This is a genomic window from Kineococcus sp. AC630, from assembly GCF_979255925.1.
The window spans coordinates 276717-297895 of record NZ_CEEDMJ010000003.1; the positions used below are offsets into that span (position 1 = coordinate 276717).

Annotated in this window: 16 protein-coding genes; 5 read left to right on the forward strand and 11 right to left on the reverse strand. The window is 71.3% G+C overall.

The features are described 5' to 3' along the window. Window positions 1-60 precede the first annotated feature (60 nt). Entirely contained in the window at window positions 61-1518 is a 1458-nt protein-coding gene (locus AC0I8G_RS05070; RefSeq protein ID WP_471728950.1) for an MFS transporter, read from the reverse strand. 235 nt (window positions 1519-1753) lie between these two features. Between AC0I8G_RS05070 and AC0I8G_RS05075 the strand changes: the two genes are divergently transcribed. Next, entirely contained in the window at window positions 1754-2527 is a 774-nt protein-coding gene (locus AC0I8G_RS05075; RefSeq protein ID WP_471728951.1) for a methyltransferase, read from the forward strand. Window positions 2528-2697: 170 nt separating this feature from the next. On the opposite strand, the gene AC0I8G_RS05080 is transcribed toward AC0I8G_RS05075, so the two are convergent. Beyond that, window positions 2698-5421: a replicative DNA helicase gene (locus AC0I8G_RS05080; RefSeq protein ID WP_471728952.1), complete on the reverse strand. Its 2724-nt coding sequence runs from the start codon at window positions 5419-5421 to the stop codon at window positions 2698-2700. A 367-nt stretch (window positions 5422-5788) separates the two neighbouring features. Here AC0I8G_RS05080 and AC0I8G_RS05085 point away from each other — a divergent pair, with 367 nt between their 5' ends. Then, on the forward strand, window positions 5789-7099 hold the full coding sequence (locus AC0I8G_RS05085; protein WP_471728953.1) for an MATE family efflux transporter: 1311 nt from the start codon (window positions 5789-5791) through the stop codon (window positions 7097-7099). On the opposite strand, the gene AC0I8G_RS05090 is transcribed toward AC0I8G_RS05085, so the two are convergent. From AC0I8G_RS05090 to AC0I8G_RS05100, 3 genes are read right to left on the reverse strand one after another with little or no spacing between them, the layout of a single operon-like run. Continuing rightward, window positions 7086-7583: a methylated-DNA--[protein]-cysteine S-methyltransferase gene (locus tag AC0I8G_RS05090; RefSeq protein WP_471728954.1), complete on the reverse strand. Its 498-nt coding sequence runs from the start codon at window positions 7581-7583 to the stop codon at window positions 7086-7088. The genes AC0I8G_RS05085 and AC0I8G_RS05090 overlap by 14 nt on opposite strands. Further along, the gene (locus AC0I8G_RS05095; RefSeq protein WP_471728955.1) at window positions 7580-9133 is read right to left on the reverse strand and encodes an AlkA N-terminal domain-containing protein; all 1554 of its coding nucleotides are present in this window, start codon (window positions 9131-9133) and stop codon (window positions 7580-7582) included. The genes AC0I8G_RS05090 and AC0I8G_RS05095 overlap by 4 nt, the downstream gene beginning before the upstream one ends. Window positions 9134-9166: 33 nt before the next feature. Continuing rightward, the gene (locus AC0I8G_RS05100) at window positions 9167-10300 is read right to left on the reverse strand and encodes a zinc-binding alcohol dehydrogenase family protein (RefSeq protein WP_471728956.1); all 1134 of its coding nucleotides are present in this window, start codon (window positions 10298-10300) and stop codon (window positions 9167-9169) included. Between the two features lie 98 nt (window positions 10301-10398). On the opposite strand from AC0I8G_RS05100, the gene AC0I8G_RS05105 reads away from it, so the two are divergent. Both AC0I8G_RS05105 and AC0I8G_RS05110 read left to right on the forward strand, forming a co-directional pair. After that, window positions 10399-10965, forward strand: coding sequence for a TetR/AcrR family transcriptional regulator (locus AC0I8G_RS05105; RefSeq protein ID WP_471728957.1), 567 nt, complete (start codon window positions 10399-10401; stop codon window positions 10963-10965). Window positions 10966-11213: 248 nt separating this feature from the next. Continuing rightward, a complete protein-coding gene (locus AC0I8G_RS05110) occupies window positions 11214-13733 on the forward strand; it encodes an ATP-dependent Clp protease ATP-binding subunit (RefSeq protein WP_328293493.1) in 2520 nt (839 codons plus the stop codon). A 148-nt stretch (window positions 13734-13881) separates the two neighbouring features. Here the strand turns inward: AC0I8G_RS05110 and rplI are convergent, their stop codons facing one another. From rplI to AC0I8G_RS05140, 6 genes are all read right to left on the reverse strand, one after another. After that, a complete protein-coding gene (rplI, locus tag AC0I8G_RS05115; RefSeq protein ID WP_328293495.1) occupies window positions 13882-14334 on the reverse strand; it encodes a 50S ribosomal protein L9 in 453 nt (150 codons plus the stop codon). A 14-nt stretch (window positions 14335-14348) separates the two neighbouring features. Further along, on the reverse strand, window positions 14349-14585 hold the full coding sequence (gene rpsR / locus AC0I8G_RS05120) for a 30S ribosomal protein S18 (protein ID WP_012085900.1): 237 nt from the start codon (window positions 14583-14585) through the stop codon (window positions 14349-14351). Window positions 14586-14752: 167 nt separating this feature from the next. Continuing rightward, window positions 14753-15343, reverse strand: coding sequence for a single-stranded DNA-binding protein (locus tag AC0I8G_RS05125; RefSeq protein WP_471728958.1), 591 nt, complete (start codon window positions 15341-15343; stop codon window positions 14753-14755). Next, window positions 15343-15639 carry a 30S ribosomal protein S6 gene (gene rpsF, locus AC0I8G_RS05130; protein ID WP_328293497.1) on the reverse strand — a complete coding sequence of 99 codons (297 nt, stop codon included), beginning with the start codon at window positions 15637-15639 and terminating at the stop codon, window positions 15343-15345. Before rpsF ends, AC0I8G_RS05125 begins: the two co-directional genes overlap by 1 nt. A gap of 216 nt (window positions 15640-15855) precedes the next feature. Next, window positions 15856-17292, reverse strand: coding sequence for a glycosyltransferase family 87 protein (locus AC0I8G_RS05135; RefSeq protein WP_471728959.1), 1437 nt, complete (start codon window positions 17290-17292; stop codon window positions 15856-15858). 14 nt (window positions 17293-17306) lie between these two features. Beyond that, a complete protein-coding gene (locus AC0I8G_RS05140) occupies window positions 17307-19577 on the reverse strand; it encodes a transglycosylase domain-containing protein (RefSeq protein WP_471728960.1) in 2271 nt (756 codons plus the stop codon). 260 nt (window positions 19578-19837) lie between these two features. Here AC0I8G_RS05140 and AC0I8G_RS05145 point away from each other — a divergent pair, with 260 nt between their 5' ends. After that, window positions 19838-21142: an MFS transporter gene (locus AC0I8G_RS05145; RefSeq protein ID WP_471728961.1), complete on the forward strand. Its 1305-nt coding sequence runs from the start codon at window positions 19838-19840 to the stop codon at window positions 21140-21142. The last annotated feature ends 37 nt before the right edge of the window (window positions 21143-21179 follow it).

The following is a 21179-nucleotide window of genomic DNA, read 5'->3' on the forward strand; positions in this document are numbered from 1 at the left end:
GCGGACCGGGGTTCCGGTGGGAACCCCGGTCCTGGTCGGGGTGGTGCTCGGTCAGGTAGGTCAGACCACCGGGACGGCGATCCTGCCGGTGGCGATGGCGTTCTCGTTGACGTCCTCCAGGGTGCGTCCCCGGGTCTCCGGGGCGAACCGGGCGGCGACGACCAGCAGGGCGTACATCACCGCGACCATCCCGAACACCCCGGCGAACCCGGCCGAACCCCAGAGGGCGACGGCGGCGAACGGCATCACGGCGCCGGCGATGTTGCCGATCCCGTTGACGATCGAGGTGCCCGAGGCCCGGATGGCCGTCGGGAAGAGTTCCGGCGACCAGGCGGCGAGCGTCGTGTTGGTCACCATGGTGAAGAACTGGAAGATCGCGCCGAGGACGAGGATGAGCGCGGTGGAGTTCCCGAAGCCCGCGAAGGCGAGCGCGGTGAAACACCCGAGGACCCCGGCGGTGCTGACGACGACCCGTCGGCCGAAGCGGTTGGCGACGAGGGCCGCGACCGTGGCACCGAGCAGTGATCCGACGTTCATGATCATGGTGAACAGCAGCGACTGCGACACGGAGTACCCGCGTTCGACGAGCAACGTCGGCATCAGGAAGTTCAACGTGACCTGCGAGCCGAAGGCCATCCAGGACGCCGCGGCCAGCGGGACGGTGCGGCCGAGCAGCGTGGGGCTGAACACCGCGGCGGGGGAACTGCGGACGACGTGCTCCGGGATGTCGGCGGCGGTGAGGACCTGCGGGACGTCCTCGGCCGCCGGGACGGAGCGCAGCGAGGTCGTGGACAGCACGGCGAGGACGCGGTTGGCGTCGGCGACGCGGCCCTGCTGGAGCAGCCAGCGCGGGGTCTCGGGCAGGCGTCGGCGGTAGAGGACGACGAGCAGGGCGGGCAGGGCGAGGAGGACGAAGGTCCAGCGCCACACGTGGCCGTCGCCACCCAGGCTCGGGGCGAGCGGGCCGAGCAGCAGGAGGAAGATGCCGTAGGAGAGGAAGTTCCCGAGACCGCCGGCGCCGACGTTGAGCGCGGCGACGATCCCCCCGCGGTACTTCGTGGCCACCATCTCGGACAGCATCGCGATCCCGATGGTGAACTCGCCCCCGAGACCGATGCCGACGATGAACCGGCTGGCCAGCAGCACTTCGTAGTTCACGGCCAGGGCGCTGATGATCCCGCCCAGGCTGTAGATCAGCAGGTTGAAGCTGAGGGAGAAGCGTCGGCCGTGCTTGTCGGCGAGCCAGCCGCCCAGGAAGCGGCCGACGAGACCACCGAGGACGGTGGCGGTGTTGATCGTCGTGAGGTTGACGTCGGTGATCCCGAGCGAGTCTTTCAGGTGGGTGCCCATGGCCCCCACCGAGTTCTGCTCCAGGGTGTCGAAGAAGGCACCGGCGAGGATCAGCATGAGGACCGCGAACTGCGCGCGGCTGAAGCCGATCCTGTCGAGTGCGCCGGCCAGGGCGGTGGAACTGTGGCCGGTGACGGTCGGGGCAGTGGTGCGACTGACAGCGGACATGGCTGACTCCACAACGCCTTGGTCTGTCGCAGCCGGGAGGCTGCGCTGGGTGCGGTGCTGGTGTGCTTCATTTGTATACCTCCAGCTGTTTCCGGCGTGTTACGCCCGCGCAACTTCCCCGTTAAACGAGAGCTTAGCGTGCTCACCAGGCGCCTAGACGATGAAGCTGGACTTCCTCCCGATCTCCATCGGTATACAGATGTGATCCAGGGTGCGAGACTGCGAGACTTCAGCGGTGGACGACGACCTGGTGACCAGGCTGCGGGGCGCGGGGTGCGTCTTCGCCGAACGCGAGGCCGAACTCCTGCGGGCGGCGACGTTTGATCCCCGGTCGCTCGACGATCTCGTCGCCCGCCGGGTCACGGGTGAGCGCCTCGAGGACGTCCTCGGCTGGGCGGAGTTCTGCGGCCGGCGCTACGTCGTCCGCCCGGGGGTGTTCGTGCCGCGGCAGCGGACGCGCTTCCTCGTCACCGTCGCCGCGACCCGCGCGTCCCTCGGTGACGTGGTCCTCGACCTCGGCTGCGGGACCGGCGCCCTCGGCGGCGCTCTGCGCGACCTCGTGCCAGACGTCGAACTGCACGCCTCGGACGTCGATCCCGCCGCCGTCGCCTGCGCCCGGGAGAACCTCCCGGGCGCCCACGTCGGCCTTTCGGACCTGTTCCCCGCCGGCCCACCGGTGGACGTCCTCCTCGCCAACGTCCCCTACGTCCCGAGTTCCGAGATCGCTCACCTCCCGCCGGAGATGCGGGAGGGCGAACTGCGTTCCGCCCTGGACGGGGGCACCGACGGCCTCGACGTGCTGCGCCGGGTCCTCGCCGGTCTCGACGGGGTCCTGTCCGAGCGCGGGGTCTCGTTGAGCGAACTCGACGAGGACCAGGTCCTGCTCGCGGTGGAACTCACCCCCGCGGGTTTCTCGGCCGAGGTGTTCGCCGACACCTCGGACGAGGACGACGGGTCGCGCGTCGTGCTCTGGCGGCGACGGTCTGCGAGTGATACGCCCCGGCGCTGACGGGTTCGGATCGTTGGTGCCCACGATCCGAATCCCCGCCGATGTGGAACGTTCGGCGTTCGATCAGGGCCGTGAGAGCCGCGAAAGGTTCCATTGCTCGGGCGCCACCCCGTCCACTGGAGCGTTTCGCGCCCGATCCGGCTCCGGAGGACGCGAAACGCGCCAGTCGATCAGGTGGCCATGTCCACGAAGCGCGAGTAGTGCCCCTGGAAGGCGACGGTGATGGTGTCCGTCGGGCCGTTGCGGTGCTTGGCGACGATGAAGTCGGCCTCCCCCGCACGCGGGGACTCCTTCTCGTACATGTCCTCGCGGTGCAGCAGGATGACCATGTCCGCGTCCTGCTCGATCGAGTTGTGGACCGCGATGCCGTTGGCGATGAAGTTGTGGCCGCCCGCGACCGTTGCGTCGTAGACCTGTTCCTCGCCGTCGGCCTCGATCGAGACGATCTCGTCCCACAACAGGTCGTTGACGGCGAGCACCTCCAGCTCAGCGCTGTCGAGGACCTGGGCGACGCGGCCGAGACGCTCCCGCGACGGCGCGTGCTTCCAGAGGGAGCTGCCCCCGAACGACGTTCCCATCGCGGTGGCGAACTCGCGGTGGGTGATGTTCTTCGCAGTCAGCATCCGGCGCACGTCGTCCCACACCTGGCGGGGCACGGTGTCGACGTTGGTGTTCGCGGACACGTCCCGGATGACCTCCAGCAACTGGTCGGCCAGGAGGCCCCTGGCACCGTGGACCCCGATCTCCTGCAGGAAGCGGCGCTGGTCGTCGACACCCGAGACGTCCAGGGTGTATCCGGGGCGGTAGTTCGCCTTCGGCGTCGTGACGCGCACCCGGGTCGAGATGCCGAACCGGAGGAGCAGGCGTGAGACGTCGCGGATCAGCTGCAGGCTGGTGGACGCGTAGTAGATGCGCCCGCTGCGACCGGACTTGTTCAGGGTGACACTTCCGTCGGTCGCCCACAGGTGGCGCAGGAAGAGCGAGATCTGCTGCTTCGGGAGGTGGAACACCTGCTGCGGCACGAACTTCTCGTAGCTCCGCTTGCCGAAGAGACCCAGCTCGTCGAGCCATTCCGCCAGGGGGTTCCGGCGGCCGTGCGTCAGCCGGTACGGTGCCGGCAGCCGCAGGGTGACGCAACGGGCCGCCGCGTACTCGTCACGGATCGCCACGATCGAGAACGCCGCGGCGGCGGCCCCGGCCACCGCCGACAGGTTCTCCTCGTCCACGCTCGCGTAGCGCAGGGGCTGCCTGCGCACGAACGAGCCGTCACCGATGAGGTGCCCCAGGAGCAGGACCTGCTCGTCGGTCCAGCTCGCGACCCGCTCGGGGGCGGGAACGTGACGCGGCACACCGAGACGATCGGCGACGGCGAGCTCACCGAGCGGTTTCCACCCGTCGTAGGTGAGGAAGGGGTGGTTCGCCGTCGCGCGAACCTCCTTGCCCGACGCCATCCTCAGCTTGAACACCGGCTTGACCCCGGTCGGGAAGACGTGGGTCAGGTGCCGACGGACGTAGCGCAGGGACTCGTCGAGCGACCAGACGGGCACGTCGCGAGCCTGCAGGGCGAAGAGCTCCTCCATCGTGGTCTCCGCACCCGTGTCCGCACGCAGCACGCGCGTCTCCGCGGTCAGGCAACCGGATTCACGGAGGTCGGAGACCATCGGCCGCTTGTCGGTGCGCTGCTCGGGCCCACGGTTCAGCTGCGAGAGCGCGATGACCGGGACCTCGATCTCCTTGGCCAGCAGCTTCAGCGCACGGGAGAACTCCGAGACCTCCTGCTGGCGGCTCTCGACCTTCTTGCCGGAGGTCATCAGCTGGAGGTAGTCGACGATGACGAGCTTCAGGTCCGCGCGCTGCTTCAACCGGCGGCACTTGGAGCGGATCTCCATGAGCGACATGTTCGGCGAGTCGTCGATGTAGAGCGGCGCCTCGTTGATGGCGCCCATCGTCCGCGCGAACCGCGTCCAGTCCGCGTCGTCCATGTTCCCCTTGCGCATCTTCTGCAGGGGGACCCGCGCCTCCGCGGAGAGCAGGCGCATCGCGATCTCGTTGCGCCCCATCTCGAGGGAGAAGATGACCGAGGCGAGGCCGTGCTTGATCGACGCCGCCCGCGCGATGTCCAGTCCCAGAGTGCTCTTCCCGACCGCCGGTCGAGCCGCGATGACGATCATCTGACCGGGGTGCAGGCCGTTGGTCAGGCTGTCGAGGTCGGCGAAGCCGGTGGGGACGCCGACCATGCCCTCGCCGCGGTGGGAGCTGGCCTCGATCTCGTCGATGGTGCCCTCGATGACGTCACCGAGGACGGCGTAGTCCTCCTTGGTGCGCTTCTCGGTGACGGCGTACATCTCGGCCTGCGCGGAGTTCACGACGGACTCGACGTCCATGCCCTCGGAGCCGTAGCCCATCTGGACGATCCGGGTGCCGGCCTCGACGAGACGGCGCAGGACGGCGCGCTCGCCGACGATCCGCGCGTAGAACGCGGCGTTGGCGGCGGTGGGGACGGTCGAGATGAGGTCGTGCAGGTAGGGGGTGCCGCCGACGCGGGTGAGCTCGCCCTTGTTGGTGAGCTCGGCCGACACCGTCACCGGGTCGGCGGGTTCGCCGCGCGAGTAGAGGTCGAGGATCGCCTCGTAGATGAGCTCGTGGGCGGGACGGTAGAAGTCCTGGCTCTTGATGACCTCGACGACGTCGGCGATGGCGTCCTTGGACAGCATCATCCCGCCGAGCACGCCCTGTTCGGCGGCGATGTCCTGGGGCGGCATGCGGTCGAAGGACTCCCCGCCGCGTCCGCTGTCGCCGCCCTTGCGGCCACCCCGACCACCGTTGCGGCGCCCTCCGGACGACCCCTCGTCGGGGAAGTCGAAGTCCGCGGGGGGCTCGTCGTACGTGGTCACAGAAGCCAGCTCCAAGTCCCCGGGATCCCCGGATACGTCCCCGCGACGAATCGCTCGCCGTAGTCCTACGGCACGCCTCCGACACGCCCTCCGACCCACTCCCTGGCACAGTGACTGACCGTCCCCCGGCTGGTCAAACGGCCCTGTGCACAGGGCGGTGGACAGCCTGTGGATGACGTGGGGACCGTTGTGCACAGGGGGTGGACAAACCTGTGGACAAACCCGGCCGAAGCGGTGGACAACTTCCCGGCCACCCCGCTGACCTGCGACGATGCTGTCCACCGCGTGTGGAGACGAAAAGAACCGTTCGGGTGAAGGGAAGTCGGTCACGTTGCAGTTCGGTAACGCTCTGTCAAGTCGGCTCAAGGTGACGCAGCGTGATGCCGAGATCCTCCGGTTGGCCGTCCCCGCCCTGGGTGCCCTCGTCGCGGAGCCCCTGTTCCTGCTCGCCGACTCCGCCATCGTCGGCCGTCTCGGCACCCTCCCGCTGGCCGGGCTGGGCATCGCCGGCGCGGTCCTCGGGACCGCCGTCAGCGTCTTCGTCTTCCTCGCCTACGGCACCACCGCGAGCGTCGCCCGCCGCCTCGGCGCCGGGGACGCGAAGGGCGCGCTGAGCCAGGGGGTCGACGGGATGTGGCTCGCTCTCGGGCTCGGCGTCGTCACGGCCGTCGTCACCCGTCTCCTCTCCGGTCCGCTCGTCGACCTCCTCGGCGTCTCCGCGGCGGCGCGTCCTTCCGCGCTGACCTACCTGCACTGGAGCCTCCTGGGGCTGCCCGGGATGCTCCTGGTCCTGGCCGCCACCGGGGTCCTGCGCGGCCTGCAGGACACCCGCACCCCGCTGGTCGTCGCGAGCGCCGGCGCGCTCCTCAACGTGGCCCTGAACCTGCTGCTGGTGAACGGCGTCGGCTGGGGCATCGCGGGGTCGGCGATCGGGACGGCGACGACGCAGGTGCTGATGGCGATCGCCCTCGCAGCGGTCGTCGCGCGCGGGGTCCTGCGGACCGGGGCGCGCGTGCGTCCGCACCCGCTGGGGGTGCTGCGCAACGCCCTCGACGGCGTCCCGCTGCTCGTCCGGACGGTCACGCTGCGCGTCGCGGCGCTGCTCACGACGTTCGTCGCGGCCCAGGGTGACGCCGGGATCGCTGCGCACCAGGTCGCGAACACCGTCTGGACGACGACGGCCCTGGCCCTCGACGCCCTGGCGATCGCCGCGCAGGCCCTCGTCGGCCGCGCGCTGGGAGCCGCGGACGTCGACGGGGTCCGGGCGACGATCCGCCGGATGACGCAGTGGGGCGTCGGCGTTGGCGTGCTGCTGGGGGTCCTGCTGATCGTCACGCGTTCCCCCGTCGCCGGGTTCTTCGCCCCGGAACCCGAGGTCCGCAGCTACCTGAGCGCAGCGCTGGTGGTCCTCGGGGCCTGCCTGCCCGCGGCGGGCTGGGTGTTCGTCCTGGACGGGGTGCTCATCGGCGCCGGCGACGGTCGCTACCTCGCCCGCGCCGGGATCGTCACCCTCGCCTGCTACGTCCCCGCGGCGCTGGCCGTGCTGTGGCTGGTGCCGACCGGACGGGCCGGGCTCGTCTGGTTGTGGGTCGGGTTCGCCGGTGTCTACACGCTGGCCCGGTTGCTGACCCTCGTCCGCCGGGAACGTGGGGGCGCCTGGATGGTCACCGGTACGTGAGGGCCTCGCGGTCGAGCAGCGCGGTCTTCAGGGGGACTCCGTAGCGGAAACCCCCGAGGGCGCCCCCGGACCGCAGCACCCGGTGGCACGGGACGAACAGGGCCGCGGCGTTCGTGGCGCACGCCCCCGCGACCGCCCGCACGGCCGTGGGCCGGCCCGAGCGTTCCGCGAACTCGGTGTAGGAGATCCGCTCCCCCGGTTCGACCTCGCGCAGGACCTTCCAGGCGTGCTCGCGGAACTCCCCCGACCGCTGCCGGACGGGGACCGCGGCCGGTGCGTCCAGGTCACCGTCGTAGTAGGCCCGGACCGCTTCCTGCGCGGCCCGCAGCACCGCGGGGGAACCCGTCGGCGTGCGCAACTGCGGGTGCACCAGGGCCACCAGTTCGTCGATCGAGTTCGTCCACCCGGCGGCGAGGACGGCGTCGTCGGCGACGACCACCGAGAAGGGGCCGTCGGGTGTCGTCAGGGTTTCGGCAGTGGTCATCGTGGCGGCCTTCCGTTCGTGGTCCAGAGGTGCATGGCGGCGTAGGAACGCCAGGGCGCCCAGCGGGCCGCGTGCTCGGCCAGCCGTCGGTGGGCGGTGGCGCTGGGGAGACCGGGGTCGAGGAGTCCCAGCGAGCGGGCTCCCGCGGCGAGGGCGACGTCGCCGGTCGACCAGCTGTCAGGGTCACCGAGCACCCGCATCGCGACGTGCGCAGCCGTCCACGGTCCGATGCCGACGCGGACCGAGAGGTTCTCGCGCAGGACGTCCGGGTCGACCCCGACGTCCACGACGAGGTCCCCCGAGGCGAGGTCGCGCGCCGCCGAGACCACCGTGCGGACCGACCGGGCGGGCAGGCGCAACGCACGGTCGGCCCCTGTCTCGACGACCCCCGCCGCGATCTGCTCCGGGGTCGGGAACAGGAGGTCCAGCCCAGGGAACCTCGACGGGTGCGGGGTTCCGAGGGCCCGCGCGAGCCGACCGAGGTGGGTGCGGGCGGCGGCCACCGGGATCTGCTGCCCCACGACGCTGCGGACGAGGAGTTCGTGCGCGTCCACCGCCCCGGGCACCCGGATCCCAGGCGTCGAGGCGACCGCGCGTGCGAGGGCGGGATCAGCCACCAGCCCCGCGTCCACGGCGACCGGGTCGGCGTCGAGGTCGAGGAGGCGGCGGACCCGCGCGACGGCGGTCGCGACGTCGGAGAGCGAACCGAGTTCGAGTTCGGCGCGCACCTGCCAGGACCCCGGCGCGGTCCGCGACGCCGTGACCTGCACCGCCCCCGGTCCGGCCGGCAACGACAGGGTCCGCGCGTAGCGCAACCGGTCCCCGTCGGAGACGTCGGCGGTCTCCACCCCCTCGACGGTCCGCACGGCCAGGAAGCCGAACACCCCCGGCGCGTCGAAGGGGTGCCGGACGGGCAGCGCGAGGTCGAGCCGGACCGCCTGCCCGGCCGCCGCGCCGGTCGAGGCGGGACGGCGCGCCCGCAACTCCCCGGGCGTCACGGCGAACACCTCACGGACGGTGTCGTAGAACTGCCGCACCGAACCGAACCCGCTGGCGAAGGCGACGTCCGCGATCCGCAGGTCACTGCCCACCAGCAGCGATCTCGCCGTCTGGGCCCGTCGTGCCCGGGCCAGCGCCTGCGGACCGGCCCCGAGTTCCGCGACGAGCATCCGCTGCACGTGCCGGGAGGTGTACCCCAGACGCGACGCGAGCCCGTCGACACCCTCGCGGTCGACGACCCCGTCACCGATGAGCCGCATCGCGCGGGCCGCGAGGTCGCGGCGCAGGTTCCACTCGGGGGTTCCCGGGGTCGCCTCGGGCAGGCACCGCCTGCACGCCCGGAACCCGGCCGCGTGGGCGGAGGCCGAGGTCAGGTGGAAGGTGACGTTCTCGGGTCTCGGGGTGCGGGCGGGGCACGACGGGCGGCAGTAGATCCCGGTCGTGGAGACGGCCGTGAAGAACTGCCCGTCGAAGCGGACGTCGCGGGCGCCGATGGCGCGGTAGCGCTCGGCGAACGCGAGGTCCCGCTCGTCCACGGGTGCGGTGTCCACGCCTCGATGGAACCCCGCCGGGCCCCGCCGGGTCTAGCGGGGATCGGACACGGCCGTCGGGACGAGCGAGACCACGACCTTCCGCGCGGAGACCCCGCGTCGCTGCACGTCCAGGGCCTCCTGCACCGCCCCGAGCCCGGTCCCGACCACCAGCGGCTCCGGGACCGCGCGGTAGCGACCCGTGGCCAGGGCCGCGGGGAGGAAGTCCTCGTAGACGGCCTCGGCGACCTCGTTCGCCTTCAGCGTGCTCCCGAACACGAACTTCGTGGCGATCCCGAGGCGACGGCTCCTCACCTGCAGGGCGAGGGTGGAGCGGGCGATCCGGAGCAGGGTGCGCGGCAGGCCGGCCCCCTCGCCCACCCCGGCGAAGGAGACCGGGGTGCTGAGCAGCGCCACGAACTTCCGCCCCTCGCAGCGACGGACGACCTCGACGCAGGCCGACGAGGAACCCTCCCCGATGGCGAGCGTCCCGGCCAGCCGCCGTCCGGCCAGGGCGGCCACGACGTCGTCGACCGCGGTCGGGCCGGCGTAGTCGAGGACCTGGTCCGCGCCGAGCGAGCGCACGAGGTCCGCGTTGCGCGGGGAGCAGGTCGCGACGACCTGGTACCCGGCGGCGACGGCGAGCTGCACGGCGTTGAGCCCGACGCTGGTGGACGCGCCCCACACGAGGACGACCTCCCCGGTGGGCACCGGGTCCGCCACGGGGTGGCGCAGGGCCAGCAGGTCGGTCTGGAACAGGGCGCAGGACGCCGTGGAGACCGAGAGGGGCAGGACGCAGGCGTCCTCGTAGGGCAGGTCGTCGGGGATCGCGCTCGCCAGGCGTTCCAGCACGACCGTCCGGTCCTGGAAACCCCCTTCGGCGGCCCGGTTGCTGTCCTTGTCGCTGCCCACGGCGTGGGCGAGGACCCGGTCGCCGACGGCGAAGCGGGTGACCGCGGAACCGATCTCGACGACCTCCCCGGCGACGTCGGAACCGAGGACGAAGGGGTAGCGCAACCAGCGGTAGGCCACGCTCCCGGCGACCTGGACGATCCAGTCCAACGGGTTGACGGCGACGGCGTGGTTGCGGACGACGATCTCGTCGGGTCCCGCGGCGGTGGCGGGGGCGGGCCGGACGACGAGGCGCGCGGAGCGCTCGTCGATCCAGGCTGCGGACCAGGTGGTCATGCGTGGTGTCCTCTCCGGACGGACCAGGTGATGTCACCCGGTGACATGGAGACGCTAGCAGCGATGTCACCCGGTGTCATCCCCCGTAGGATCACCCCATGACGCGTTGGGACCCGGACACGAGGGACCGGCTGCAGCAGGCGGCGATGGCCCTCTTCTTCGAGCGCGGCTTCGAGGCCGTCACCGTCGCCGAGATCGCCGAGCGCGCGGGCCTGACCAAGCGCACGTTCTTCCGGCACTTCACCGACAAGCGCGACGTGGTCTTCGCCCGGGCACAGGCCCTCGAGGACACCGTCGTCCTGACGCTCACCGCGACCCCCGCCGAGGTGGCCCCCCTGAGGGCCGTCACCGCCGCCCTGACCCGAGGCGCCGCGCTCTTCACCGAGTACCGGCAGTTCGCCGGCGCGGTCCGCGAGCTCGTCGCCTCCTCGGCCGAGCTCCGCGAGCGGGACCTGCTCAAGACGGCCTCGCTCGCTGCCGCCCTCTCGAGGACCCTGCAGGGACGAGGGGTCGAGGCGCAGCAGGCCGAACTGACCGCTCGGACGGGCACGACGATCTTCACCTCGGCCTACGACCGCTGGATCGACCGCGGTGGCGAACCCGAGTTCGCCGACGTCGTGCAGGAGTGCCTCGACGACCTGCGCGCCGCGGTGGGTACGGACTGATCGCGGAACGGCGCCCCCGGGCGAGCGCTCCCACGGGGCGCGGGAGGAGCGCCGGGCACCTCCGTGGCGCAGCGTCACGCCCGTGGCGGAGGGGTCGAGGTGCGACTCCGACCCGACCGACGACCCCGACGTGACGACGCCCTCAGCGAACGGGGCCCTCTCGGGCTTGCCACCCCCGCGTAGTGCACGCATGCTCGGGACTGTGTCCTCGGGCTGAAGGCAGGGGACGGTGAGCCGAGGAGATCGTCGTGTTCGAGAGGTTCACCGACCGCGCCCGCCGGGTCGTCGTCCTGGCCCAAGAAGAAGCGCGGATGCTCAACCACAACTACATCGGGACCGAGCACGTGCTGCTCGGCCTGATCCACGAGGGTGAGGGCGTCGCCGCCAAGGCCCTCGAGTCGCTCGGGGTGTCGCAGGACGCCGTCCGGGCGCAGGTGCAGGAGATCATCGGCCAGGGCCAGCAGGCCCCGTCCGGTCACATCCCCTTCACCCCCCGGGCGAAGAAGGTCCTGGAGCTGTCGTTGCGCGAAGCGCTGCAGCTGGGCCACAACTACATCGGCACCGAGCACATCCTGCTCGGGCTCATCCGCGAGGGTGAGGGCGTCGCCGCCCAGGTGCTGGTGAAGCTGGGCGCCGACCTCAACCGGGTCCGCCAGCAGGTCATCCAGCTCCTCTCGGGCTCCGAGGGCAAGGAGCCCATGAGCGCCGGCGGAGGCGACCAGCAGCGCGAGGGGGTCCCCGCGGGCTCGCTCGTGCTCGACCAGTTCGGGCGCAACCTGACCCAGGCCGCCCGCGAGGGCAAGCTCGACCCGGTCATCGGTCGCGACCAGCAGACGGAACGCGTCATGCAGGTGCTGTCCCGACGGACCAAGAACAACCCGATGCTCATCGGCGAGGCCGGGGTCGGCAAGACCGCCGTCGTCGAAGGGCTCGCCCAGGAGATCGCCCGCGGACAGGTCCCCGAGACCCTGCGCGACAAGCAGATCTACACCCTCGACCTCGGCGCGCTCGTCGCCGGCTCGCGCTACCGCGGTGACTTCGAGGAACGCCTCAAGAAGGTGCTCAAGGAGATCGGGACCCGCGGCGACATCATCCTGTTCATCGACGAGATCCACACCCTCGTCGGGGCTGGTGCCGCCGAGGGTGCGATCGACGCGGCCTCGATCCTCAAGCCGATGCTGGCCCGCGGTGAGCTGCAGACCGTCGGCGCCACCACGATGGACGAGTTCAAGAAGTACATCGAGAAGGACCCGGCCCTGGAACGCCGCTTCCAGCCGATCCAGGTCCCGGAGCCGACGCTGGCCCACGCGATCGAGATCCTCAAGGGTCTGCGTGACCGCTACGAGGCCCACCACCGGGTGACCATCACCGACGCGGCGCTCGTCGCCGCGGCCACCCTCTCCGACCGTTACGTCAACGACCGCTACCTGCCCGACAAGGCGATCGACCTGATCGACGAAGCCGGCGCCCGGTTGCGCATCCGCCGCATGACCGCACCGCCGGACCTGCGCGAGTTCGACGAGCGCATCGCCGACGTCCGCCGCGAGAAGGAGAGCGCGATCGACGCGCAGGACTTCGAGAAGGCGGCCTCGCTGCGGGACCGGGAGAAGACGGTCATCGCGCAGCGCAAGGAGCGCGAGAAGCAGTGGAAGGCCGGTGACATGGACGTCGTCGCCGAGGTCGACGAGGAACTGATCGCCGAGGTCCTGGCCACCGCGACCGGCATCCCCGTCGTGCGGCTCACGGAGGAGGAGTCGACCCGCCTGCTGAACATGGAGGCGGAGCTCCACCAGCGCGTCATCGGCCAGGACGACGCCATCAAGGCGCTGTCCCAGGCGATCCGACGCACCCGTGCGGGGTTGAAGGACCCCAAGCGTCCCGGTGGTTCCTTCATCTTCGCCGGCCCCACCGGGGTCGGGAAGACGGAGCTGGCGAAGGCGTTGGCGGAGTTCCTCTTCGGTGAGGAGGACGCCCTCATCCAGCTGGACATGTCGGAGTTCTCCGAGAAGCACACCGTCTCGCGCCTCTTCGGTTCCCCTCCCGGCTACGTCGGCTACGAAGAGGGCGGTCAGCTGACGGAGAAGGTGCGGCGCAAGCCGTTCTCGGTAGTCCTCTTCGACGAGGTCGAGAAGGCCCACCCCGACATCTTCAACTCGCTGCTGCAGATCCTGGAGGACGGTCGCCTGACCGACTCCCAGGGCCGCATGGTCGACTTCAAGAACACCGTGATCATCATGACGACGAACCTGGGGACGCGGGACATCTCCAAGGCCTCCGGGCTGGGGTTCGCCGCGGGGTCGCAGACGACGCAGACGAACTACGACCGGATGAAGTCGAAGGTCAACGAGGAGCTCAAGCAGCACTTCCGGCCCGAGTTCCTCAACCGCGTCGACGACATCGTCGTGTTCCCGCAGCTGACGCAGGAACAGATCGTCCAGATCGTGGACCTCATGCTGGCCGGCGTCGAGGACCGCCTGAAGGACCGCGACATGGGTCTCGAGCTCACGCCGTCGGCGAAGGTCCTGCTGGCGACGAAGGGCTACGACCCGGTCCTGGGTGCTCGTCCGTTGCGCCGCACCATCCAGCGCGACATCGAGGACGTCCTGTCCGAGAAGATCCTCTTCGGGGAGTTCCGGGCCGGGCACGTCGTCGCCGTCGACACCGAGGGCGAGGGCAAGGAGCAGACCTTCACCTACGCCGCCCACGACCGCACGGTGGTCGAGGACCTGCCAGTGACGGTCCCGTTCGGCGAGGTTCCCGAGGACTGAGTCCTCGCGACGACGGCCCGGTCCCCTCGGGGGCCGGGCCGTCGTGCGTCCAGCCGGGGGTACGACGCCGGTGGGACGTCCCCTGGTGAGCACGAACGAAGGCCGGCCGCGCAGCGCGCGACCGGCCTTCGTTCGTGCTGAACCGCTCTCAGGCGGTGGCCTCGACGACGTCGATGGTCACCGTCGCGGAGACGTCCGCGTGCAGACGGACGAGAGCCTTGTGCTGACCGGTCGTCTTGATCGGCTGCAGGATCTCGACCTTGCGCTTGTCGATCGACGGCCCACCGGCGGCGCTCACAGCGTTCGCGACGTCGGACGGGGTCACCGCACCGAACAGGCGGCCACCGCGACCGGTACGAGCGGCGAACGCCACCGTACGAGCCTCGAGCGACTGCTTGACGGACTTGGCCTCGTCGAGGCTGGCGATCGCACGGGCCTTGCGGGCCTTGCTGATCGTCTCGACCTGCTTCTCGCCACCCTTGGTCCACGGAGTGGCCAGGTTGCGGGGAAGCAGGAAGTTGCGGCCGTAGCCGTCCTTGACCTCGACGATGTCGCCGGGGGTCCCGAGGCCGGAGACCTCGTGGGTGAGGATGAGCTTCATCTCGTTCCCCCTTCTCAGCGCGCGGAGCTGCTGTAGGGCAGCAGCGCCATCTCACGAGCGTTCTTGATCGCCTTGGCGATCTGACGCTGCTCCTGGACGGACACACCGGTCACCCGACGAGCGCGGATCTTGCCGCGGTCGGAGATGAACTTGCGCAGCAGCGCAGTGTCCTTGTAGTCGACCGCCTCGATCTTGGCGGCCTTGAGCGGGTTCTGCTTCTTCTTGGGCTTGCGCACGGGCACCTTGGCCATCGTGGTGCTCCCCTCTCGTGAGAGCCCAGGGGTTCAGACCTGGGATGACGTCTTGTGTGCGACCTGGCGGACGGCGACGTGGTCGCTGTCGTGAGGTCGATGAGGCGCGGGTCGCGGAGGACTGACCTCCGGGTCACCGGTCTCTCTGAATGCCGCAGTCCAGTCGCTCAGAACGGCGGGTCGTCGTTGGACGCGCCGCCCCAGCCACCGCCGCCACCGGAAGCGTTTCCGCCGCCGGACGGGCCGGTCGCCCAGGGGTCGTCCTGCTGCTGCGGGGCGCTGCCGCCGGAACCGCCACCCCAGCCGCCGCCACCGCCGCCGGAGTTGCCCCCGCCGGAGTTGCCGCCACCGGAGCCGGAACCGCCACCGAAACCGCCACCACCACTACCGCCGCGGGAGGTCTTGTTGACCTTCGCGGTGGCGTAGCGCAGCGAGGGGCCGACCTCGTCGACCTGCATCTCGATGACGGTCCGCTTCTCGCCTTCCTTCGTGTCGAAGGTCCGCGACTGCAACCGACCGGTCACCACGACCCGCGTACCGCGCGTGAGCGACTCGGCGACGTTCTCCGCCGCTTCGCGCCAGATCGCGCAACGCATGAACAGCGTCTCGCCGTCCTTCCACTCGTTCGACTGACGGTCGAACGTGCGGGGCGTCGAGGCGACCGTGAAGTTGGCCACCGCGGCACCCGACGGGGTGAAGCGCAGTTCGGGGTCGTTCGTGAGGTTCCCGATCAGCGTGATGACGGTTTCACCCGCCATCAGGCAGCCTCGGCTCGCAGAAGCTTGGTGCGCAGCACACCCTCGTTGAGGTTCAGCTGGCGGTCGAGCTCCTGCGCGACGGCGGGCTCGGTGGTGAGCTCGACGACGGCGTAGATGCCCTCGGACTTCTTCTTGATGTCGTAAGCGAGCCGACGGCGGCCCCAGATGTCGACCTTGCCGACCTCGCCACCGCCCTGACGAACGACGTTGAGGAAGCGGTCGAGGGACGGGGCAACCGTCCGTTCTTCCAGTTCCGCGTCGAGGATCACCATGAGCTCGTACTGACGCGCGCTCATTCCCCACCTCCTTCGGTCTCATGCGGCCACGGTCTCTCCGTGGCAGGAGGGTCTCGGTGCGTGTCTTCCCCCACCCGCTCACCAGGTGCGAACGGACGGGGAACCACACGAGTCTACCGGCCCCAGGACGCACACCCTGCCGCACCGGTCCGACGTGCCCCTCCGGTCGTCCACAGGCGAGGACGCGGGCGGGCCTGTGCACGTACGGACGACGCCTCAGGCGACGCGCACGACCAGCGCGTCCGGCGCCCCGTCGAAGTCGCCACCGGTCGGGTCGTCCAGGCCGCGGGTCGCGCGGACGGCGTCGGTCGACGGCGTCCGCACCTCGCGCACGACGCAGACCACCAGCCAGGCGATCGCGGCCAACCGCACGAGGAGGAACATCGCGTACAGCTCGGGCGGCAACGCCCGGTTGGTGTTGGTCTGCCCCGCGATGTAGAGCCAGACGGCCCCGAAGTAGGCCCCTTCGGCCACCCACCAGATCACCTGGTCGCGCCAGCGGGGGACCGCCAGGGCGGCCAGCGGCAGCAGCCACAACGCGGCCTGCGGGGGGAACGACACCCCGAGCGCGCAGTAGCCGGCGACCAGCAGGAACGCGACCTGCGCCAGCCGGGGGCGCCGCGGCGCCCACAGCACGAACACCCCGACGAGGACGGTCCACACGATCCACGCACCGATGGTCAGGACCACGACGGCGGGGCCCGGTAGACCGGAGGTGTTCGTGGCGTCGACGGCCTGCTGGGCCAGTTGCGGCAGGACCCAGAGCGATCCGTACCCGGCGCGCTGGTCGAAGAACGCCCGCAGGTAGGCGCTCCAGGCGTCGACGTTGGTCACGGCGAACGGCAGGTCGACGGCGAGCCACGCCGCGACCGCGGCCCCCACCGTCGTCGCCGCCCCGCGGAACCGGCCGGTGCGCACCGCGAGCAGCACGATCGCGAGGAGGATCAGCACCGGGTAGGTGCGGGTCGCGACGGCGAGACCCAGCAGGATCCCCGCCGGCACCGGGCGGCGTCGGGCCCAGCAGGCCATCCCGGCGGTGGCCAGCGCGACGCCGGCGAGGTCGAAGGACAGCAGGGCCGAGAGCGCCAGCACGGGACTGACGGCCACGAGCAGCGCGTCCCAGCCGCGACGGCGACCGGCCATCGTCCAGACCGCGATCGTCACGACCAGGGCCGCCACGAGCAGCAGGACCGTCGAGAGGTCGAAGTAGACCCGCTGCGCGGTGACCGTCACCTCGTGCGGCGCGAACCGGGCGACGAGCCAGGCCAGCGCGGACGTCACCGGCGGCTGGTTCAGCGAGACACCGTCGGCGTAGGGGCCGAGGCCGTTCGCCAGTCCCGAGGACGTGTAGACGACCGGCAGGTCGGTGTAGCAGGCGTGGACGAACTGGTCCGGGGTGTTCCAGCCGAGGGTGCGGCAGTGGTGCTTGCCGACGGCGCCCAGCGCGACGGCGACCGCCGTCAGCGACACCGCGACGGGGAGCGCTCGCGCCCACCACGGGCCGTCACCGGCGAGGCGACGGCCGGCCGGGCCGCCGAGGACCTCGCTGCCCGCACGGGCCAGGGCGTCCACCGCGGTCGGCGGGACCGAGGGGACCTGCGGAGACTCCGCCGGGGTGGCAGGACCGGTGTGACCGGGGGACTCGGTGCTCACCCCCTCAGCTTCCCCTACCCGACGCTCGCGGCGCTCGCGGCACCGGTGGCGGCCGCGGTCTCCTGGGTCGCGGCCGCAGCGCCCTGGCCACCGGGGTTCCCGCCGTCACCGCTGCCCCCGGACGAGGACGAGCTGCTGCTCGACGACGAGGACGAGCTCGAGGAGCTGCTGGAGCTGCTGGGGGAACCGGACGGCGTCCCGGTCGGGCTGCCGGTGGGGTCACCCGTCGGGGAGTCCGTCGGGGTCTGCGTCGCGGTGTCCGTCGGGGAGTCCGTCGGGGTGTCCGTCGGGGACTGAGAGGTGGTCGAGGACGACGACCTCGAGGAGGACGAGCCGCTGGACGTCGACCCCTTCGAGACGCCGACGTTCGCACGCGGCGGGAAGTCCTCCTCGTCGACGCCCTGGAGGGCGGCCTTCACGAAGGCGGTCCAGATGCGGACCGGGTACGTGCCGCCGGTGACCTCACCGGAACCGATGGACAACTTCTCCTGGGTCTTGCCGTCGGGGCTGGTCTGGAACAGTGCGACCGAAGCCGCCAGGTTGGGGGTGAACCCCGCGAACCACGCCGAGAAGTTGCCGTTCGTCGTTCCCGTCTTGCCGGCTGCGGGACGACCGAGGCGCCGACCGGCGTAGGAGCCGGTGCCGGACTGCACCACCTCCTCCATGGCGTAGGTCGCGTCCGCGGCCACGTCCGGCGCGATGGCCTGCAGCGTCGTCGGCGACGCGGTGTACGTCCGGGTGCCCGAGGTGTCCTCGATGCTCGCGATGGTGTGCCACTGGGTGAACGTGCCCTGCGCGGCGAACGTCGCGTAGGCCTGGGTCACGTCGATCGGGTGCGGCGACGCGGTTCCGAGCACGTTGGAGATGGTCGTGTCCTTGTCCGCGAGGCCGGCGGTCTTCTGGGGGTACCCCATGCGGACCGCCACGTCGCGCGTCGCCGCCGGGGTGACCTCCTCGTTCAGTTGGGCGTAGACGGTGTTCACGGAGTGCTCGGTGGCGGTGACCAGGTCGATGCGGCCGAACTGCTCGTCACCGAAGTTCCCCACCGTCCAGCCGTCGACCTTCTGCGGGCTCGAACCGTTGAACGTCGTCTTCAGCGAGACTCCTTGTTCGAGTCCTGCGACGAGGGCGAAGGGTTTGAACGTCGACCCGGCCTGAGCAGTCGCCTGGGTCGCTTCGTTGTACTGGTTCGTGAGGTAGTCCGCACCGCCGTACATCGCGGTCACCCCACCGGTCTTGGGGTCGATCGCGGACAGCGCGACATGGAAACCCTCCGGTCGCTCCGCCGGTAACTGGTCCGCGACGGCGGCCTCGGCCGCCTTCTGGGAGTTCACGTCGAACGTCGTGACGATCTTCAGCCCGCCGCGTTCGATGTCCTCCTCGGACAGCCCCACGGTTCCGGAGAGTTCGTTCTCGACGGTCTTCAGCAGGTACCCGTTGGTGCCGGACCACTGCGTGTTCGGCTGCTGCTCGATGGTGTCCGGCAGACCGGCGGTCGCGCGGTCGGCCGCCGACAACCAGCCCTCGGTGACCATCCCGTCGAGGACGTACTCGACCCGCGCCTTCGCGGCCGCGGCCTGCTTCTCGCCCTTGCGCGGGTCGTAGTTGCCGGGGCCCTTCAGGAGGGCGGCGAGCAGCGCGCCCTGCGACACGTTCAGCTGCGCGGCGTCGACCCCGAAGTAGGCCTGCGACGCGGCCTGGATCCCCCACGCGCCACGACCGAAGTAGACGGTGTTCAGGTAGTTCTTGAGGGTCTCGTCCTTCGTCTGCTGCTGGTCGATCTTCAGCGAGATGAAGAACTCCTCGAACTTCCGCTTGTAGGACTGCTCGGCGGAGAGGTAGTAGTTCTTCACGTACTGCTGGGTGAGCGTCGAGCCACCCTGGCTCGTCCCGTCGCTCACGTTGGTCCACACCGCCCGCGCGATGCCCGTCGGCGACACGCCGCGGTTGTCGTAGAAGCTGCGGTCCTCGGCGGCGAGGACGGCCTTCTGGACGCTGTCCGGCACCTGGTCCAGCGACACGTTCTCGCGGTTGCGGGCCGCGAACGTGCCGATCACGGTGGTGCCGTCGGAGTAGTAGACGGTGCTGGTCTGGGCGTCGGCGAGCTTGTTCGGGTCGGGGACCTTCACCAGCGCGTAGGCGGCGGCGAACCCGCCGACGGCGAGCGCGATGCCGGTGAGGAAGAGCCCGAGGAGCCAGCCGAGGATCGTGCGACGGCGCGGACGACGCTTCGGAGCGCCCCGACGGGGGGTCGGCGAGCTGGGTGCGGGTCGTCGTGCGGCCACGTGTGTCTGGTCCTCCGGCGGTCGTGCGCGTCGGTGCAGGGACTCTCTCCCGCGCCGGTCGCGTCCTGGGTGCTGCCGATCCATCGGCTGCGCGCGGCGCGGCCTTCGGCACCACGCCCTGGGTGCTCAACCCTCCCAGTATGCGTCGAGCCGCGGGTGCCGCCCGCCGCCGGTGCTGGGCCGACCGGGTGTGCACCACACCTCCACAGCCCTCTCGGCAACCCTCCCGAGGTCGCCCGGTGATCGCTACGGTGTGGCGCGTGCCGACCGCGGAGACCACGTCGCAGAGCGGGGTGCTGCACGAGCTCGGCGGGCTGCTGCGCACCGGCCGCTACCGCCACCTCATGGGGGTGCGCCTCACGGGGCAGGCCTGTGACGGGATCTTCCAGGCCGGGTTGGCGTCGCTGTTCTTCTTCTCCCCCGAGCGGCAGGCGACGCCGGCGGGGGTCGCGTTCGCGGCGGCCGTGCTGCTGCTGCCGTTCACCGTCGTCGGTCCGTGGGCAGGGGTGCTGCTGGACCGCACGTCCCGCCGCTCGGTCCTGGGCCACGGGAACCTGCTGCGGGGCGGGTTGGCCCTCGTCGCGGCCGGGGCCCTGTTCACGGGGGCCGGCGACGTGGCGGTGGGGGTGCTGGCCCTCGCGGTGCTGTCGGTGAACCGCGCCCTGCTGGCGGGGTTGTCGGCGGCGTTGCCGCACGTGGTGGCGCCGGAGCGCTTCGTCCTGGCGAACTCGGTGACCCCGACGGCGGGGACCGTCGCGGCCGGGGCCGGCGCCGTCGCCGCGGTCGGGGTGACGGCCGTCGTCGGGCCGGGTGGTGGGGCGGACGTCGCGGCGCTGCTGGTCGCCGCGATCGGCTACGTCGTCGCCGGTGGCCTGGCGCTGCTCTTCCCCCGGGAGCTGCTGGGGCCGCCACCGGGTTCCGCGGGGACGTCCGCGCGGGGGTTCCGCGCCAGCGTCGCGGACGTCGTGGCGGGGGTGGCGCACCTGCGCGACCGGCTGCCCGCGGCGGGTGCCCTGGGGTTGATCGCGTGGCACCGCTGGTCCTTCGGGCTGACGACGGTGGCGATGGTCGTGCTGTGCCGCACCACGTTGGCCGACGTCGACGACCCGGCGGCCGGGTTGGCCGCCTTGGGGCTGCTGCTGGGGGCGGTCGCGGCGGGGTCGGGGGCCGCGGCGGTCCTGGCGCCGTGGGGGGCCCGGCGCGGACGGGTCCACGCCTGGATCCGGGTCTGCCTGCTGGTGGCGGGTGCGGCCCAGGTCGCGATCGGGCTGACGCAGTCGCCGGTCGCGCTGGCGGTGGCGGCCGGCTTCCTCGGGCTCGGGGGTCAGGGCGCGAAGATCGGCGTCGACACCGTCGTCCAGCGCACGGTCGACGACGCCTTCCGGGGGCGGGTCTTCACGGCCTACGACCTGGTGTTCAACGTGAGCTACTGCCTGGCGTGCGCCGCGGCCGTCGTGCTCGTGCCCGCCGACGGCCGGCTCGGCTGGGTCGCCGTGGTCCTGGGCGTCGGCTACGGCGTCTGCGCGCTGACGCAGGGCCGCGGCCGGGCCCGGGTCGCGGACTGAGGGGTCGACCGAGGGGTCGGCTAGGGGGTCGGTCAGG